The organism is Streptomyces sp. NPDC107765 (assembly GCF_055657085.1).
In genome coordinates this window covers 588867-603585 of sequence record NZ_JBVKBL010000002.1, presented here as the reverse complement: position 1 = coordinate 603585, position 14719 = coordinate 588867, and the positions used below count along the sequence as shown (strand labels likewise).

The 14719-nt window shown below is 72.1% G+C and carries 18 protein-coding genes; 11 read left to right on the top strand and 7 right to left on the bottom strand.

The genetic code is table 11. The features are described 5' to 3' along the window. Nucleotides 1–70: 70 nt before the first annotated feature. Both ACZ7MX_RS07195 and ACZ7MX_RS07190 read right to left on the bottom strand, forming a co-directional pair. On the bottom strand, nucleotides 71–640 hold the full coding sequence (locus tag ACZ7MX_RS07195; protein ID WP_472130094.1) for a hypothetical protein: 570 nt from the start codon (nucleotides 638–640) through the stop codon (nucleotides 71–73). Between the two features lie 122 nt (nucleotides 641–762). Continuing rightward, complete coding sequence (locus tag ACZ7MX_RS07190) at nucleotides 763–1494, bottom strand: RDD family protein (protein ID WP_362139577.1); 732 nt, start codon at nucleotides 1492–1494, stop codon at nucleotides 763–765. Between the two features lie 306 nt (nucleotides 1495–1800). On the opposite strand from ACZ7MX_RS07190, the gene ACZ7MX_RS07185 reads away from it, so the two are divergent. Next, nucleotides 1801–2655, top strand: a complete 855-nt coding sequence (locus tag ACZ7MX_RS07185; protein ID WP_472130092.1) for a bifunctional methylenetetrahydrofolate dehydrogenase/methenyltetrahydrofolate cyclohydrolase — start codon at nucleotides 1801–1803, stop codon at nucleotides 2653–2655. A gap of 91 nt (nucleotides 2656–2746) precedes the next feature. After that, nucleotides 2747–3172: a DUF3017 domain-containing protein gene (locus ACZ7MX_RS07180; protein ID WP_472130090.1), complete on the top strand. Its 426-nt coding sequence runs from the start codon at nucleotides 2747–2749 to the stop codon at nucleotides 3170–3172. Between the two features lie 81 nt (nucleotides 3173–3253). On the opposite strand, the gene ACZ7MX_RS07175 is transcribed toward ACZ7MX_RS07180, so the two are convergent. After that, complete coding sequence (locus ACZ7MX_RS07175; protein WP_472130088.1) at nucleotides 3254–3661, bottom strand: peptidase inhibitor family I36 protein; 408 nt, start codon at nucleotides 3659–3661, stop codon at nucleotides 3254–3256. Nucleotides 3662–3992: 331 nt separating this feature from the next. Between ACZ7MX_RS07175 and ACZ7MX_RS07170 the strand changes: the two genes are divergently transcribed. The 4 genes from ACZ7MX_RS07170 (at nucleotide 3993) to ACZ7MX_RS07155 (ending at nucleotide 8068) form a co-directional block, all read left to right on the top strand. Next, nucleotides 3993–4928, top strand: a complete 936-nt coding sequence (locus ACZ7MX_RS07170; RefSeq protein WP_472130086.1) for a peptidoglycan-binding protein — start codon at nucleotides 3993–3995, stop codon at nucleotides 4926–4928. Further along, the gene (locus ACZ7MX_RS07165) at nucleotides 4925–5794 is read left to right on the top strand and encodes a helix-turn-helix domain-containing protein (protein WP_472130084.1); all 870 of its coding nucleotides are present in this window, start codon (nucleotides 4925–4927) and stop codon (nucleotides 5792–5794) included. The genes ACZ7MX_RS07170 and ACZ7MX_RS07165 overlap by 4 nt, the downstream gene beginning before the upstream one ends. A 241-nt stretch (nucleotides 5795–6035) precedes the next feature. Further along, nucleotides 6036–6650: a helix-turn-helix domain-containing protein gene (locus tag ACZ7MX_RS07160; RefSeq protein WP_472130082.1), complete on the top strand. Its 615-nt coding sequence runs from the start codon at nucleotides 6036–6038 to the stop codon at nucleotides 6648–6650. Between the two features lie 428 nt (nucleotides 6651–7078). Beyond that, nucleotides 7079–8068 (top strand): malate dehydrogenase, encoded by a 990-nt coding sequence (locus ACZ7MX_RS07155; protein WP_472130081.1) that lies wholly within the window; start codon nucleotides 7079–7081, stop codon nucleotides 8066–8068. Between the two features lie 248 nt (nucleotides 8069–8316). Here the strand turns inward: ACZ7MX_RS07155 and ACZ7MX_RS07150 are convergent, their stop codons facing one another. Then, nucleotides 8317–8553, bottom strand: coding sequence for a hypothetical protein (locus ACZ7MX_RS07150; protein WP_472130080.1), 237 nt, complete (start codon nucleotides 8551–8553; stop codon nucleotides 8317–8319). 207 nt (nucleotides 8554–8760) lie between these two features. Between ACZ7MX_RS07150 and ACZ7MX_RS07145 the strand changes: the two genes are divergently transcribed. From ACZ7MX_RS07145 to ACZ7MX_RS07125, 5 genes are all read left to right on the top strand, one after another. Further along, nucleotides 8761–9672: a helix-turn-helix domain-containing protein gene (locus tag ACZ7MX_RS07145; protein WP_472130605.1), complete on the top strand. Its 912-nt coding sequence runs from the start codon at nucleotides 8761–8763 to the stop codon at nucleotides 9670–9672. Continuing rightward, nucleotides 9614–9748: a DUF397 domain-containing protein gene (locus ACZ7MX_RS07140; protein WP_472130603.1), complete on the top strand. Its 135-nt coding sequence runs from the start codon at nucleotides 9614–9616 to the stop codon at nucleotides 9746–9748. The genes ACZ7MX_RS07145 and ACZ7MX_RS07140 overlap by 59 nt, the downstream gene beginning before the upstream one ends. A 77-nt stretch (nucleotides 9749–9825) precedes the next feature. Beyond that, a complete protein-coding gene (locus ACZ7MX_RS07135; protein WP_472130078.1) occupies nucleotides 9826–11613 on the top strand; it encodes a hypothetical protein in 1788 nt (595 codons plus the stop codon). Beyond that, nucleotides 11600–11974: a hypothetical protein gene (locus tag ACZ7MX_RS07130; RefSeq protein WP_472130076.1), complete on the top strand. Its 375-nt coding sequence runs from the start codon at nucleotides 11600–11602 to the stop codon at nucleotides 11972–11974. Before ACZ7MX_RS07135 ends, ACZ7MX_RS07130 begins: the two co-directional genes overlap by 14 nt. A 2-nt stretch (nucleotides 11975–11976) precedes the next feature. Beyond that, nucleotides 11977–12870 carry a hypothetical protein gene (locus ACZ7MX_RS07125; RefSeq protein ID WP_472130074.1) on the top strand — a complete coding sequence of 298 codons (894 nt, stop codon included), beginning with the start codon at nucleotides 11977–11979 and terminating at the stop codon, nucleotides 12868–12870. A gap of 35 nt (nucleotides 12871–12905) precedes the next feature. On the opposite strand, the gene ACZ7MX_RS07120 is transcribed toward ACZ7MX_RS07125, so the two are convergent. The 3 genes from ACZ7MX_RS07120 to ACZ7MX_RS07110 all read right to left on the bottom strand — a co-directional run bounded on the left by ACZ7MX_RS07120 (nucleotide 12906) and on the right by ACZ7MX_RS07110 (nucleotide 14684). Next, nucleotides 12906–13115 (bottom strand): DUF5988 family protein, encoded by a 210-nt coding sequence (locus ACZ7MX_RS07120; RefSeq protein WP_472130072.1) that lies wholly within the window; start codon nucleotides 13113–13115, stop codon nucleotides 12906–12908. 10 nt (nucleotides 13116–13125) lie between these two features. Next, nucleotides 13126–13764: a Uma2 family endonuclease gene (locus tag ACZ7MX_RS07115; RefSeq protein WP_472130070.1), complete on the bottom strand. Its 639-nt coding sequence runs from the start codon at nucleotides 13762–13764 to the stop codon at nucleotides 13126–13128. A 113-nt stretch (nucleotides 13765–13877) separates the two neighbouring features. Further along, a complete protein-coding gene (locus ACZ7MX_RS07110) occupies nucleotides 13878–14684 on the bottom strand; it encodes a hypothetical protein (RefSeq protein ID WP_472130068.1) in 807 nt (268 codons plus the stop codon). Nucleotides 14685–14719: the final 35 nt, after the last annotated feature.

Sequence of the window (14719 nt, the reverse complement as noted above, 5' to 3'; positions counted from 1 at the left end):
CCGCATCGCGTACGCCGAAGGGCCGCACCCCCGCCTCGGGGGTGCGGCCCTTCGCCGTTGGCGCGGCGCGTCAGTAACGCGGCCGGTTGAACCAGGCGTTGCCCTCGTCCTTGGAGACGAAGACCAGCACCAGGATGCCCAGGACCGTGTGGACCAGGCCGAGCGGGAAGGTGAGCAGGCTCAGGATGATGTTGCCCACGCCGTAGACGATCGTGCCGATGCGGACGCCGGAACCGCCGTTGGCGAACTGCGCGGCCAGGGTGATCGCGGTCACGGTGAAGATCACGATGATCACGATGACCGCGATCAGCACGCCCTTGCCGATGTTCATCGCCGTGATGTCGTCACTGGTGGTGTACGCCGAGGCGCTGTGCGACGCCTTGCTGACGCCGCCCAGCCCCATCACGGCGAGAACCAGGCCGATGAGGTTCAGCCCGGCCAGCACGAACAGCATGACGCGGGCGGCCTTGACGCCACCGGGCATCACCGTCGGGTACTGCGGCTGCATGCCGGGCACCGGGCCGCCCGGGTACGGGCCGTACGGCGAGGGCTGCGGCGGCTGCTGGGGATAGCCGTAGCCGGGCTGGCCGGGCTGCTGGCCCGGAGGCGGGCCGTAGGGGTTGGGGTTGGGGTAGCTCACGAGCGGTGTCCTTCAGGCGACTTGAACGGAGCCGCGAAGGCCCCGATCGCGCTGTTGCGAGGGGGCCTTCGAGGAGTGGCGCACGTCCGTCGGGGCGGTGCCCCGGCCGGAATGCCGGTGCGTTACTGGGACTTGACGACCACCGTGCCGGCGATCTTGTCCGCGAACGTCTGCGACTTCTCGTCCCACAGCGGCCACAGGTAGCCCAGGCAGCAGAACCCGTCGAGGATGTGGCAGAGCTTCCGGACGAAGGCCATGCCGAAGCCGATCGGCTGGCCGGTGGCCTCCTTGACGAGGCGGATGCCCAGGGCCTTCTTGCCCGGGGTCTGGCCGGTGCTGCCTTCCTTGGCGAGCACGAACAGACCGGCGGCCAGGCCGATCAGACCGGCGATCGCGATGAGCACGAACGAGCCGACCGGAGTGGCGGTGTCCGCGGCCTTGTTGTAGGCGTCGCTGATGCACTGGATGTCGCCCGGCGGGCAGGACGAGGTGTCCGGCGTGACCGTCGCCGCGCTGGCGGACATGGCCAGGGCGACGAAGTACAGGATCGTCGGGAGCAGACCCACGATCAGGTAGTCGATGAGGTAGGCGCCCACGCGCGCGCCCCAGCTCGCGTAACCCTGCGGCATGCCCGGCATGCCGTAGCCGGCCTGCTGCGGGTAGCCGCCGTACGGCTGCTGCGGCGGGACCTGACCCTGCTGGGGGTAGCCGTACGGCTGCTGCGGGGCCTGCGGCTGCTGCGGGTAGCCGTAGCCGGGGCCGCCCTGCGGGGGCACCGGGGGCTGCTGCCCGTAGGGCGCCTGCGGGGCCTGCGGGGGCTGGCCGTAAGGGTTGTTCGGGTCGCCGAAGCTCATGTGGTGTTTTCCTCCGTTGGGTCAGTGGGGGACGACGCAGCGTGACTCGGAGGAAAAACAGGTTTCACTGGCCCGCCCCCGACGATGCCTGCGGCACTGCGGCGTCAATCCTTCTAGGTGGGCGTTGACTCTGTCCAGTCAGATAGCGGAGCCGTTGTCCAAGTGCAATGATCACTTCCGGCCATATCATGTCCGGAAAATGCAGGGGCAGATGGGCCCCGGATCCGGCCGGCGCGCCACCGGGCCCGCGGGCGCCGCGCACGCCCTGATTGGAACGTGACCGCCCTCATCCGGGAGTATGGAGACATGACTGCCCAGATTCTGGATGGCAAGGCCACCGCAGCCGCTATCAAGTCCGAGCTCGCCGCCCGCGTCGAGGCCCTGAAGGCCAAGGGCGTCCAGCCCGGCCTGGGCACCCTCCTGGTCGGCGACGACCCCGGCAGCCGCTGGTACGTCAACGGCAAGCACCGCGACTGCGCACAGGTCGGCATCGCCTCGATCCAGCGCGAACTGCCGGAGACCGCCACCCAGGAGGAGATCGAGGCGGTCGTCCGGGAGCTGAACGAGGACCCGGCCTGCACCGGCTACATCGTCCAACTCCCGCTCCCCAAGGGCATCGACGCCCACCGCGTCCTGGAGCTGATGGACCCGGCCAAGGACGCCGACGGACTGCACCCGATGAGCCTGGGCCGGCTGGTGCTCGGCATCGAGGGCCCGCTGCCGTGCACCCCCTTCGGCATCGTCCAGCTGCTGCGCCGCCACGACGTCGAGATCAAGGGCGCCCACGTCGTCGTGGTCGGCCGGGGCATCACCATCGGCCGCCCGATGCCGCTGGTGCTCACCCGCAAGTCCGAGAACGCCACCGTGACCCAGTGCCACACCGGCACCAAGGACCTGTCCGCGCACCTGAAGCAGGCCGACATCATCGTCGCGGCCGCCGGTGTGCCGCACATCATCAAGCCGGAGGACGTCAAGCCCGGCGCGGCCGTCCTGGACGTCGGCGTCAGCCGGGACGAGCAGGGCAAGATCGTCGGCGATGTGCACCCCGGCGTGGCCGAGGTGGCCGGCTGGGTCGCCCCCAACCCCGGCGGCGTCGGCCCGATGACCCGCGCCCAGCTGCTGGTCAACGTCGTCGAGGCGGCCGAGCGCGCGGCCGGCTGAGCCGCCCGTTGCCCGTACCCTCGAAGATGTCAGGCCCGGCCGCGGACGGCCGGGCGGACCGCCGGACCAGGAACCGAAGGGACTGCCAGCCATGCCAGCCGAAGCGCATTCGGACGGCGCCTCCGAGCCGCAGCGCTCTCGCCGCTTCCCGACGCTGACCCGTGACACGGCCCGCCCTGAGGGCGGCGGACGGGCCGCCTCCGGCGAGCACTCCGCGCCCGCCCGGCAGTGGCCGCTGCTCACGGTCATGGGCGGGGTCGCCCTCGGGCTGCTGCTGGTCGCGCTCGACGCGTTCCGCATCGGCAGCCTGGTCGTCGGACTGTCCCTGCTGGCCGGCGCCGCGCTGCGCTGGGCACTGCCGTCGGTGGGCATGCTCGCGGTGCGCTCCCGCTTCACGGACCTGGCCACGTACGGCGTGCTCGGCTTCGTGATCGTGGTGCTGTCGATGATGGTGCAGCCCAAGCCGTGGATCCACGTCCCGTTCCTGGACGACATCGTGCACTTCACCGTGCGCTGACGCGGCGCCGCGACGCACGGCACGACGGCGGCCCGTCCTCTCCCCCGGAAAGGACGGGCCGCCGCCGTGTGCTTCAGGGCCTCAGCACCACTTGTTCGAGTAGAGGGTCATGAGGTTGGCGCCGATGAACTTCCAGCCGGTGCCGCGGTTGAGCTTGGCGTGGTGGCCGCGGAAGTTGGGCTTCTCCCAGACCGTCACGTTGCAGCGGGTGCCGTTGTTGTACGCCGACAGCGGGTAGTTGAAGGCGCCGCCGTAGCGCCGCAGGTCGCGGTTGTTGCCCGCGACCTTCTTCGGGGTCCCCTTGTAGTTGGCCTGCGGGTAGACGCACAGGTAACCGCGGGGACAGTTGCTCGGTGCCCGCAGGACGGTGGCCGAGCCCTGCTTCGCGGGGGCGGGGGCGGCGCTGGCGCTGACGGCCGGGGCCAGCGCGAGCCCTCCGGTGACGGCCGCGGCGGCCGCGGTGAGGGCGAGGCGCTTGCGAGCGTTCATGATCGGGTTCCTCCCCGTAGGTGGTCAGGAGGCGGCGCGGGGTGGACCGCGCCGCCGTGGTGCGTCACCGACTGTGCGCCCCCCGCCGCACGGCCGCCACAGACTCCGGACCGATGGGGACCCTCTGGGACGTCCCAGCCGCTGACCTGCGGGGACGCCGGGTCCGCGGACGCCGCGGTGGGACGGCGGGGCGAGGGGAAGGCAGCGGTACGGATGTCCGGATACCGTGCGGAAACCGTAAAAAGGGCAACCGGAGGGTGCATCCGGGCCATCATCGGTGCGTAGGGGGCTGCTGGCCTCGGGGGAAAAGCAGACGCGTATGGGGTGGAACATGTCGCGTTGGAAAGGGCTGCCCGACACGCTCGACCATCGGGTGCGGCAGCTCGTCGTACAGCTGCGGAGACTGAAGGACCACAGCGGGCTGAGCCTGGCCTCGCTCGCCGCCAAGACCGCGTACAGCAAGTCGTCGTGGGAGCGCTACCTCAACGGCAAGAAGCTCCCGCCGCGGGAGGCCGTGGTGGCGCTGGCGCGGGTCTGCGGCGCCGACGCGACCCGGCTGCTGGCGCTGCACGAGGTCGCGGCGCAGGCGTGGGGCGCGGAACGGGCGGGGGCCGGGCCTGCCGGGCCTTCGGAGCCGGCGGGGCAGTCCCGCTCCCCGGCGGCCGCGGAACGGGCCGGGGCCGCCGCGCCCACGGAGGACACACCCGCGGCGCCCGCGGAGGACGCCCCCGCCGCGCCCGCAAAGGACGCCCCCGCCACCCCGGCACCCGTCCCCTCAACGTCCGCCGCCCCCGCGCCCGTTGCGGTGCCCGGCCGTCCGTGGCTGCGGCGCGGGCCGCTCGCGCTGCTCGGCGGGCTGGTGGTGGTCGCGGTCGCCGCGGTGGTGCTGCTGGCCGTCCGGCCCTGGCAGGACGACGGTGGCGGCGGACGCGGGAACGGCACGGCGGCGGCCGGCCGGACCACCGCCGCCACACCGGCGTTCAGCCACCGCGTGGGGGAGACCTTCCGCTGCCATGTGCGGCGCGCCGCGGGCGTGTTGACCGCCGACCGCAGCCGCAGCACCACGGCGATCCTGGCCAGCGGCGCGACCGGCTGGGAGGTGGTCGAGGCGCAGTGCCTGCTGAACCACCGGGGTTACGACCCGGGCCCGGTGGACGGCATCGTCGGGGAGCACACCATGCGCGCCGTCAAGCGGTTACAGGCCGCCGCCGGGCTGCCCACGGACGGGATCGTGGGCCCCGACACCTGGAAGGTGCTGCGCCGGTGAGCGGCCCCGGCAGCGAGCTGTGCGAGGGCGTCGAGGGCGTCGAGAGCTCCCGACTGGCCGCGGGAATGCGGGAGTTGCGCGGCCGTACGGGGCTGAGCCTGGCCGCGCTCGCGGCCCGCACCCCGTACAGCAAGTCCTCCTGGGAGCGCTATCTCAACGGCAAGAAGCTGCCGCCGCGGGACGCCGTGGAGGCGCTGTGCCGGCTGGCGGGCGAGCCGGCCGGGCGGCTGCTGGCGCTGTGGGAACTGGCGGACGCGGCCTGGAGCGGACGGGCGGCGCCCGCGGCGGCCCGGGCGGAGGCCGCGGCCGAGGCTCACCCCGCGCCGCCGCACCCTCCGCAACTGCCGCAGCAGCCGCCACCCCGCTGGAGGCACCGACGGGTGGTGGCCGTGGTGGCCGGGGTCGGTGCCGGGGTGGTGGCGCTGGTCGTGGCGGTGACGTTCCTGGCGGGGGAGCGGGCGGGGGAGGCCCGCGGTGGCCCGGCCGCGAGCGCCGCGCCCAGCGCCTCGGCGGTGACCGGCTGCCGCGGGCGGTCCTGCGACGGCAAGGACCCGCAGTCGATGTTCTGCGGCGGCGAGGGCATGGTGGACACGGTCATCGAGGCCACCACCGCCCACGGGAGGCACGTCCAGGTGCGGTACGGCACGGCGTGCGCGGCCGCATGGGGACGGCTCCGCGGCGGCCGGATCGGGGACCGCATCGAGGTCACCGCACCGGGGTCGCTGCCGCGGTCGGTGCGGGTCAGGGACCGGTTCGACGCCGAGGGCTACCTCGTCACGCCGATGGCGGCGGCCCGCGGCCCGCGGGGCGTCCGGCTCTGCCTCTACCCCGCGGGCGGCGGCCCCCGCGAGTGCTTCACGCACTGAGCGGACCGCCGGTGCCGCGGACCGCCGGTTGCCGCGGACCGCCGGAGGCGCGGGTGCGGACGGCGGTGCGGGGCGCGTCCGGGAGGCACGGCGAAGGCACGACGACTGCCCGAATGCTCCCGTGCGCCCAGCGGGAAAGGGACGTTCCACTGGATGGCGGTGTCCCTCCTGGGGGTGAATAGGGCGGGTCCGGGGGAGTCGCGCCGCGGTACGGCGCGTGAGTGGGCGAACAGGGGGAGCCATGCCTCGCTGGAAGGCACTGCCGGGAGAACTCGACCCGGCGGTAAGGGAGTTCACGGAACGGCTGAGGGGTCTGGTGGACCGCAGCCGGCTGAGTGTGGCCGCCGTCGCGGACCGCACCGGTTACAGCAAGACGTCGTGGGAGCGCTATCTGGACGGGCGGCTGCTGCCACCGCGCCGCGCCGTCGTCGCGCTCGCCGAGGCGACCGGCACCGACCCGGGACACCTCGTCATGCGGTGGGAACCGGCCGAACGCGCCTGGAGCCGGGCCGAGCTGCGGCACGACGTACCGAGGGAGGCGATACGGGCCGCCCCCGCGTGGGCCGTACGGGAGGCCGCGGCGGCGCCGGGCGCGGTCCGTACCCAGGTCGCGCAGCTGCCGGCCCGGGACGAGGACTGGGGGGAGGGCAGGAGGCAGGAGTGGAGGGCGGAACGGGACGCGGACGCCGGCGGGCCGGGCCGGGCGGCGGCGGTCGCCCCGGAGCCGTCGGCCGGGCCCGGTGCGCTCGACGGCCGGCGGGCCCGTCGCCTGCGGGCGCTGATGCTGGCGGTCGGCGCGCTGGGCGCCCTGCTGATGGCCCTCGCCGCCGTGCTCCTGCTGGCTCCCGGACGCTGACGGTCGGCCCCCGGACGCCGGGGTCGGCCGCGGCGGCGCGGGGCACCCCGCTGGCCGGGAATCGACGGCCACCGGGCGTTCGGTGAAAAAAGGGGGGCATGCACCCGGTTATCCGGGGCAGGCGCCGGTTATCCCCCCACGGGTGTGGCAAAACCCGGCGGCCGCCCGCCTCCCCCCTCCTTGAGCGGGCGGCCGCCGCCACGATCCGTGCGGGCCGGTCGGAGGACGGGCGGGCCACCGTCCGGGCGCCCCGGTACACCCGGTGAGGCGTGCCACACCGACCCGTCACCGGCACCGGGCAGGGGTCCGATAGCCTGACGGCCGGGTCTCTCGATACCAAGAGACCTCGATAGCTGGGCAGGGACACCCACCGCCACCCCTGGTGGTCCAGGGGCTTGCCCCCGGAAAACACCGCGCAGGAGATCGCCATGACCCGCACTCCCGTCAATGTCACCGTCACCGGCGCCGCCGGCCAGATCGGTTACGCCCTCCTCTTCCGCATCGCTTCCGGTCATCTGCTCGGCGCGGACGTGCCGGTCAAGCTGCGCCTCCTGGAGATCCCGCAGGGCCTGAAGGCCGCCGAGGGCACCGCCATGGAACTGGACGACTGCGCCTTCCCGCTCCTCCAGGGCATCGACATCTCCGACGACCCGAACGTGGCCTTCGACGGTGCGAACGTCGCCCTGCTGGTCGGCGCCCGCCCCCGCACCAAGGGCATGGAGCGCGGTGACCTCCTGGAGGCCAACGGCGGCATCTTCAAGCCCCAGGGCAAGGCCATCAACGACCACGCCGCGGACGACATCAAGGTCCTGGTCGTCGGCAACCCCGCCAACACCAACGCGCTGATCGCCCAGGCCGCCGCGCCGGACGTACCGCGCGAGCGCTTCACCGCGATGACCCGCCTGGACCACAACCGGGCCATCTCCCAGCTCGCGCAGAAGACCGGCACCCCGGTCTCCGAGATCAAGCGCCTGACGATCTGGGGCAACCACTCCGCCACCCAGTACCCCGACATCTTCCACGCCACGGTCGCCGGCAAGAACGCCGCCGAGACCGTCAACGACGAGAAGTGGCTGGCCGAGACCTTCATCCCGACCGTCGCCAAGCGCGGCGCCGCGATCATCGAGGCCCGCGGTGCCTCGTCGGCCGCCTCCGCCGCGAACGCCGCCATCGACCACGTCCACACCTGGGTCAACGGCACCGCCGAGGGCGACTGGACCTCGATGGGCATCCCGTCGGACGGCTCCTACGGCGTCCCGGAGGGCCTGATCTCCTCCTTCCCGGTCACCACCAAGGACGGCACGTACGAGATCGTCCAGGGCCTGGACATCAACGAGTTCTCCCGCACCCGCATCGACGCCTCCGTCAAGGAGCTGACGGAGGAGCGCGAGGCGGTCCGCGGTCTCGGCCTCATCTGAGCCACCCCGCTTCCGCGGCGAGCCCGCACTGCCTCAACGGCGGTGCGGGCTCGCCCCGTTGGCGGCTTCTCACGCCCGGTGAGGATGCCGCCGGATCTCGACATTGCAGTCCGACACCTTCGACCGGTCCCCCACCGCATACGCCGCCACCCGCTGCCGCGCCAGCGCCTCACACACATCGCACCCGGCGGCGGGCGCGGGGTCCCGCCACAAGTCCGGCAGTTGAACGGGGTGACCGGCGCCGCCACTCACCACACCACCTCCGGCATGCGGCGCGCGTACTGTCGCCGCTCGTGCGCGATCAGATACGGCCGCACGAGGGCGGAGTCCTCACCCCGCAGCAGCTCCGTGTGCCGTACGGGCACCCATCGGGGCGGAACGACGGGTGGTGGTGCCACCGGCGGCGCCTCCGCGGGCCGGTGACGCCCGCTCCCGGGCAGTAACAGCCGTAGCAGGGGCTCGAAGAGCCGGATAACGTGGTGCATGTCATCAATCTCTCTGGGTTGAAGGCCACGCCCCCGGACGTCTGCCAACGTCGCGGGGGTTCGCCGTTCGTTACTCTGGGTGTGTTCATCGTTGCTCAGCGGGTTGGGTGATGACAACGCCGAGCGCGTGTCAGTGAGCAACTGTCACAAGGGGGTGCCGTGAGGCGGCGCAATGGCACGGGGGGAGTGGCGGCCACGACGGCCGCCGTGTTCGGCGAGGTGCTGAAGCACCACCGGGAGGGGGCGGGCCTCACCCAGGAGGCATTGGCCCGCAAGATCCCGTGCGACCGCTCGCATGTCGCACGCGTTGAGGCGGGCGAGCGCGTACCGCACGACACGTTCGCCGATACGTGCGACGAACTGCTCGCCACGGGTGGGGTGTTGCGGCGATTGTGGGAGCGGATCGACTGGTATCCGGAGGTGCAGCATCCGGACTGGTTCGAGCGCAGGGCCCAGATGGATGCGATGACCGTAGCCCTGCGTGCGTATCAAGAGCGGGTCGTCCCGGGCCTTTTGCAGACGCCTGATTATGCGACGGCGCTGTTCTCGCAGGTCCTGAGCGGGCCCGAGGTCGAGGAGCGCGTTCGCGCCCGATTGAGCCGACAGCAGCGCTTCCTGGCTGATGGCGGCCCGCTGTATGTGGCTCTGCTGGACGAGAGTTGTCTGCGCAACATGGTGGGAAGCGCGGCCGTCATGCGGGACCAATGTGCGCACCTGCTGGAGGCTGGCCGGCGCCCCAACATCCGTATCCAGGTGGTCCCAACGGACCGACCGGACGTCGTGCGCCCCAACGGCTCCATGTCGCTGATCGAGCTTCCCGACGGACATCGGTGGGTGTACTCGGAGTCGTTGGACCGCGGCCATTTCAGCGACGATCCGGCGCTCTTCAGGCGGCACAGCCAGGCTTACGATGTGCTGAGGGCGGACGTTCTGTCAGCCCGTGACTCCGCCGCTCTGATCAGCGACGTGATGAAGGGGTACGAGCAGCATGAACAGCCACGACCTGAGCGCGGCGATCTGGATCAAGAGCAGCTACAGCGGAAACAACGGCGGGGACTGCATCGAAGTAGCCCCCGGTATCCCCGACGTCGTCCCCGTCCGGGACAGCAAGAACGCTGACGGGCCCGTGCTGTTCTTCCCGGTGGGGGACTGGTCGTCCTTTGTGACTGCCGTCAAGAAAATGACCCTGTCGTGACCTTGCGTTAACTCCCTGACACGGAGTGCTTCCCTGGCCTATGCTGCGGCTTCCGTGAGGCTTTATGGGGGAGGCCGATGGTCCGGATGAACGTACCCGCGCAGCTGACGAAGCCCGCCCCGCTCGAACCCGTCCCGCCCGGTGCCAGTGAGGCCACCCGGTTGCTGTGCGCCGGGACGTACCTGGACGAGGGGTTCCGGGACGCGGTGATCGACGAACTCTACGTCCACGAAGAGCGGTTGGCCGCGCCGTCGCTGGGCATCGACGCGGCCCGGGTGCTCGCCCACGCGCTGCGGGCCCGGCGCCTGGAGCTGGGCTGGGCGGCGGCGATCCTCGGATTGTGGATCGTGGCGATACCGCTGTCCGGCGGGATGGTGACGTTCTACCTCCTCCCCGTCATCCTCATGGGGCTGGGCCGTTGGGTGCGCCGAGCGCCCCTGCCGCAGTGGCTGGCCCGCTCGGCGTCCTTCGTGCTGCGGTGGTACGGGCGCCTCTCCCTACTCTTCTTCATGGTGGGGATGCTGGCCGCTGCGTTCACGGTCAGCATCTGGGTGCCGCTGCCCACCCGGCTGATCCCGGACCTGATCTCCCTCTTCCAGTCGGACAGCGGCGGGAGCGACGGCAGCGGCTATGACGGCTCCTCGTCCGGTTTTTCGTACGACAGCGGCGGCTACGGCGTTTCCTCGGCCATCGTGGCCGTGGCGTTCTGGGTGACGTTGTTGCTGCCGTTCGCACTGGCCGTGCTGGTCGGGCTGCAACAGGGGCAGTTCGCCCGTTCGCTGGCCCGGGAACTGTCCAAGGAGCGGTTCCCCGACGTGATGTCCGATCCGGCGGAGCGGGCCGAGGGCTTGCGGTTCCGGCGGTTGCGGGACCGGGTGCGGATCGAGCAGCACGGGCCGCTGGTGATGTACCGGGCGGCCAACCCGTTCTGCGGCGCCGGCTACCCGTACAAGACCTGGTCGCTGTCGGTGGAGCTGGTCCCGCACCCGGACCGGGAGACCGAGCCGCTGGACAACAGCGCGATCCTGGCCCGGATCGTGCCGCTGGTGGAGGCGCTGCGGGTGCCGTCGCCGCACGGATCACCGCAGGCGGCGGCCGCGGTCCGCGACCGGCTGCGCGCCCTGGAGATCGACGAGTGCGTCTTCCTGCCGGTCGAGGGACTGCCCGACCGGGCCGCGGCACCGTACGGGCCGCAGGCGTTCGAGCAGCACCGGGCCGCTGCCGTCGAGGAGGGCGGCGAGACCCGGCGGCACTTCCTGCGGATCCGGGTCGGCGGCTGGAACGAGGGCATCGTCACCACGGTCTTCGTCCGGGTCCACACCCAGGGCGGGATGCTGATGCTGGAGGTCGCGCCGCACGTGCTGTGGCCGCTGCGGCAGCTCTTCCAGGACGCCGACCGGCTCGCCCACCAGTACCGGCACCACCACCACTTCGGCAAGGCGGTCTGGGCGCTGGCCCAGACGCCGCGCTCGGCCGGTAACGCGCTGCTCACCCTGGGGCGCGGACTGCTCTCGGCGTGGCGGCTGGCCACGGCCGGGCACGGCGCGGCGCTCCCGGAGGGCCCGGGCGTCTCCGTGCGCGAACTGGGGTCGTACGGCGAGGCGTCGCTGTTCCAGGACATGGATGTGGCGCGGTATCTGAAGACCGTGCAGCAGCGGGTGACGGCCGGGGTGACCACCGCGCTGCGCGAGGCCGGTTACCAGACCGACGAGTTCGAGCAGCGCATCGTGCACGTCGCCGAGGGCGGCGTCTACGTGGAGTCCGCCCAGGGGGCCGTCGGCATCGGCGACCACAACACGATCACCCAGAACACGACCACCGGTGGCACCGCCCCGAAGGGAAGGAAGAAGAGTGGCAACGGCTGACGCGCGCGGCAACGGCATCCACATCGGCAGCGTCCGGGGCGCCTTCGCCATCGGCGACCACAACACCGTGACGCAGAACGAAGGCGGCGGCGCACCGGCCGCCGACCCGGCGCAGGAGGAACTGCTGCGTGCGGTCAGGGAGTTGCGGGGCGATCTGGCCCGGGCGGTGCAGAGCCCCGAGGTGACCGCCCTGGACGAGGAACTCGCCGGGACCGAAGGGGACATCAGCGACACCGGGGCGGCCGGGGCCGGGCGGCTGGCGCGGCTGCGCGCGGCGCTGACCGACGCCGGCGCGGTGGTCGGGCTGCTGGCGTCCGGGGCCGCGGTGACCCAGGCGGTCGCGGCCCTGGTGGGAGGGTGACGATGAAACGTGGCGGGCCGGCCCGCTGGAACGACGAGACCCAGAGCTGGGAGGACGGCACGCCGGCCCCGGCGGCGTACACCGGGCCGATGCCGCCGCGGCCGTCCTTCGCCCCGAGCGTGGGCGAACCACCGCCCCCCGCCTCACCACCGCAGCCGCCCTCCGGCTGGTTACCCGACCCCGGGGCCCGTCCGGGAGACGCCCCCGCTCCCGGTCCCGTTCCCGGCTCCGGGCCTCGCCGCCGTACCACCGTCGCCCTGATCGCCGGGGCGGCCGTGGCGGCCATCGGTGCCGGTGCCGGTGGGGCCTATCTGATGTGGGGCCGGGACGGCGACGCACCGCCTGCCGCCCGCACCCGGGCCTCCGCCCCGCACACCCCCACCGCTACCGCCACCACCGCGCCCAGCACCGACAGCACGCCGCCCACGGACGCGGTCTCCTCTCCTTCCGTGCCCGCCGGCTACCGCCTCGTCCACGACGCCAAGGGCTTCACCACCGCGGTGCCGGACAGCTGGCAGCGCAGCGAGCGCAAGACCGGCGTGTTCTACACCGCGCCGGACGACCGCGGACTGATGCAGATCTTCGAGATCACCGAACCGGACATCGGCCCGCGCGCGGCACTGGAACAGGCGTCGAAGGGGCTGGCGGGCAACCCGGGATACGAGGAGCTCAGCCTCGGCGCGTTCGACGGCCCGGCGCCCGGCACGGACGCCGCACAGCTGGTCTACGCCTATGACAGCGAACGGCTCGGTACCCGCGTCAAGGTCGTCGACTGTGCCTTCACCACGGATGACGGCCGGCAGTTCGCCGTCCTCGTCCTGGGCACCGAGGCCGACTGGCCGCTCCAGCAGGAGACCCAGCGGATCGCCCTCCAGGCGTTCGCCCCGCGACGCTGACGGTGCGCCCGCCCCCGCCTGCTCGCCGGCCCCGCCTACTCGGCGATCTCGGTGCGCTCCCACCACTCGTAGACCGGCAGCGCGCCCTCGGAGGTGTGCTGCTGGCGGGTGGTGGGCCGGAAGTGTTCGTAGCCGCCGCGGAAAGGGATCTTCAGCTCGCTGCCGTGCGGATCGGCCGGCACGATCCGCGCGGGCAGGTCCGCGGGGCCGCCCTCAAGCACTGCTTTCGCCGCTGTCTGCACCATGTCTGCATTCTCACTCCGTCGGGGACGTCTCGCGCGCCGCGGATCCCTGGCGGGGGAATTCGTCGGTGGCGAGGGTGAGGCCCACGACGGTGCCGGTGAGGTCGATCGGCTCGCCGTACGGCACCGGGAGGTCGCACTTGTACTCGCCGTCCTGCGGCTGGGTGAAGACGCGGCAGCGGCCGATGTAGGGGTCGGCGATCACATAGACCGGGATGCCGGCCTCGGCGTATGCCTTCTTCTTCGCGCCGTAGTCGTTCCCCGCGGTACTCGCGGAAACGACCTCGGCGACGAACTCGATGTCCCGGTAGTGCCAGCGGCCGTTCACGTCCTTGGCCGAGTCCTCGGCGATCGCGAGCACGTCGGAGGCGAACCCGTTCAGCTTGCCCGGGAAGTCGACACGCACGTCGGACATCACGCGCTTCCTCGGATAGCGGGTCCGCAGTTGCTCGACGATGTCCAGGATGGTTTCCCAATGGGCGGCACGCTGCGGCGACATGAAGATGGTTCCCCCGACGATCTCGAACTTGTAGCCCTCGGGGACGGAGTTCTCCAGCCGCTCGAACAGCTCGTCCAAGGTCGGCTCTTCTTGCTCGGCCATCTCCATCCCGTCGATCGTGATCGTTTCGGTCCGCTCAAGGCTGATGGTCATCGTGCCGCTCCTCCCCGCTGCCACGTCGCACGGGCAGCCGCACGGTTCAACGATAGGCATCCGAGCCGGTTACGCGCTGTAGCGGCATATGCCACTCGCGCCGTTCATGCCCCTCACGCGGTGTGCGTCCCCTGTAGCAGGTCCTCCAGGGCCGAGATGTCGACCGTTTCGCCGGGGGCGGGGGTCTTGTCGGGGACCGGGGTGCCGTAGTTGCTCAGGAGGACGGTGCTCTTCTGGTCGTCGGCCTCGGCGGTGAGCTTGAGGGGGTAGTGGGTGCCCTTGATGGCCACGTAGAGGGTCTCGGTGACGCCGTCGGTGTGTTTGACGACGGGGAGAACGGGGGCGCCCTCGTGGGTCGTGGGGTGGCCCTTGGTGAGCTTGGCGGTGGGGGTGGGGGTGGGCTCGCCGGACGGGGGCGGCTCGTCGGGGCCGGCGGCGGACTTCTGGAAGGCGGTGAGGTCGCAGGCGGTGGCGAGGTTCTGGAGGAAGGCGTCGTGGTCGGCGGTGCCGTGCAGGAACGTGTTGCGGTACTTGGCGGCCGCCCGGGCGCCCTCCTCGCCGGGCAGCTGGCTCTTCCAGAACGCCGCGTCCGGTTTCATCCACACCTGGTTGCCGCGCTTGATGATCTCGACGCGGCCGAGCTCGCCCTTGCTGATCGCGCCGGCGCAGTTGCCGGCCTTGTCGAGGGTGATGTCGAGCTTGGTGGGATCGGCGGTGGTCTCGGTGCGCAGGCGCAGGGATTTCGCGGAGACGAGCTGGTGCAGGGCGTCGTCGGAGATCTGCTGGGCCGATTTTCCCGCGAGGTCGCCCTCACCGTCGGGATCACCGGCCGCCGCGGCGGCCGTACAGGCGGCCCCGGCGAGCAGGGCCGCTCCGCAGCCCAGGGCGGTGGCGGTGACGGCACGCCGTCTGGTGGTCATCTCGATACCTCCGGGCGGAGGGGGCGGAGGGGGCG

Bases quoted from the DNA above. Each gene is read 5' to 3' on its own strand.
- ACZ7MX_RS07190 (WP_362139577.1), bottom strand. From the start codon at position 1,494: ATGAGCTTCGGCGACCCGAACAACCCTTACGGCCAGCCCCCGCAGGCC.
- ACZ7MX_RS07185 (WP_472130092.1), top strand. From the start codon at position 1,801: ATGACTGCCCAGATTCTGGATGGCAAGGCCACCGCAGCCGCTATCAAG.
- ACZ7MX_RS07180 (WP_472130090.1), top strand. From the start codon at position 2,747: ATGCCAGCCGAAGCGCATTCGGACGGCGCCTCCGAGCCGCAGCGCTCT.
- ACZ7MX_RS07175 (WP_472130088.1), bottom strand. From the start codon at position 3,661: ATGAACGCTCGCAAGCGCCTCGCCCTCACCGCGGCCGCCGCGGCCGTC.
- ACZ7MX_RS07170 (WP_472130086.1), top strand. From the start codon at position 3,993: ATGTCGCGTTGGAAAGGGCTGCCCGACACGCTCGACCATCGGGTGCGG.
- ACZ7MX_RS07160 (WP_472130082.1), top strand. From the start codon at position 6,036: ATGCCTCGCTGGAAGGCACTGCCGGGAGAACTCGACCCGGCGGTAAGG.
- ACZ7MX_RS07155 (WP_472130081.1), top strand. From the start codon at position 7,079: ATGACCCGCACTCCCGTCAATGTCACCGTCACCGGCGCCGCCGGCCAG.
- ACZ7MX_RS07150 (WP_472130080.1), bottom strand. From the start codon at position 8,553: ATGCACCACGTTATCCGGCTCTTCGAGCCCCTGCTACGGCTGTTACTG.
- ACZ7MX_RS07135 (WP_472130078.1), top strand. From the start codon at position 9,826: ATGGTCCGGATGAACGTACCCGCGCAGCTGACGAAGCCCGCCCCGCTC.
- ACZ7MX_RS07125 (WP_472130074.1), top strand. From the start codon at position 11,977: ATGAAACGTGGCGGGCCGGCCCGCTGGAACGACGAGACCCAGAGCTGG.
- ACZ7MX_RS07120 (WP_472130072.1), bottom strand. From the start codon at position 13,115: ATGGTGCAGACAGCGGCGAAAGCAGTGCTTGAGGGCGGCCCCGCGGAC.
- ACZ7MX_RS07115 (WP_472130070.1), bottom strand. From the start codon at position 13,764: ATGACCATCAGCCTTGAGCGGACCGAAACGATCACGATCGACGGGATG.
- ACZ7MX_RS07110 (WP_472130068.1), bottom strand. From the start codon at position 14,684: ATGACCACCAGACGGCGTGCCGTCACCGCCACCGCCCTGGGCTGCGGA.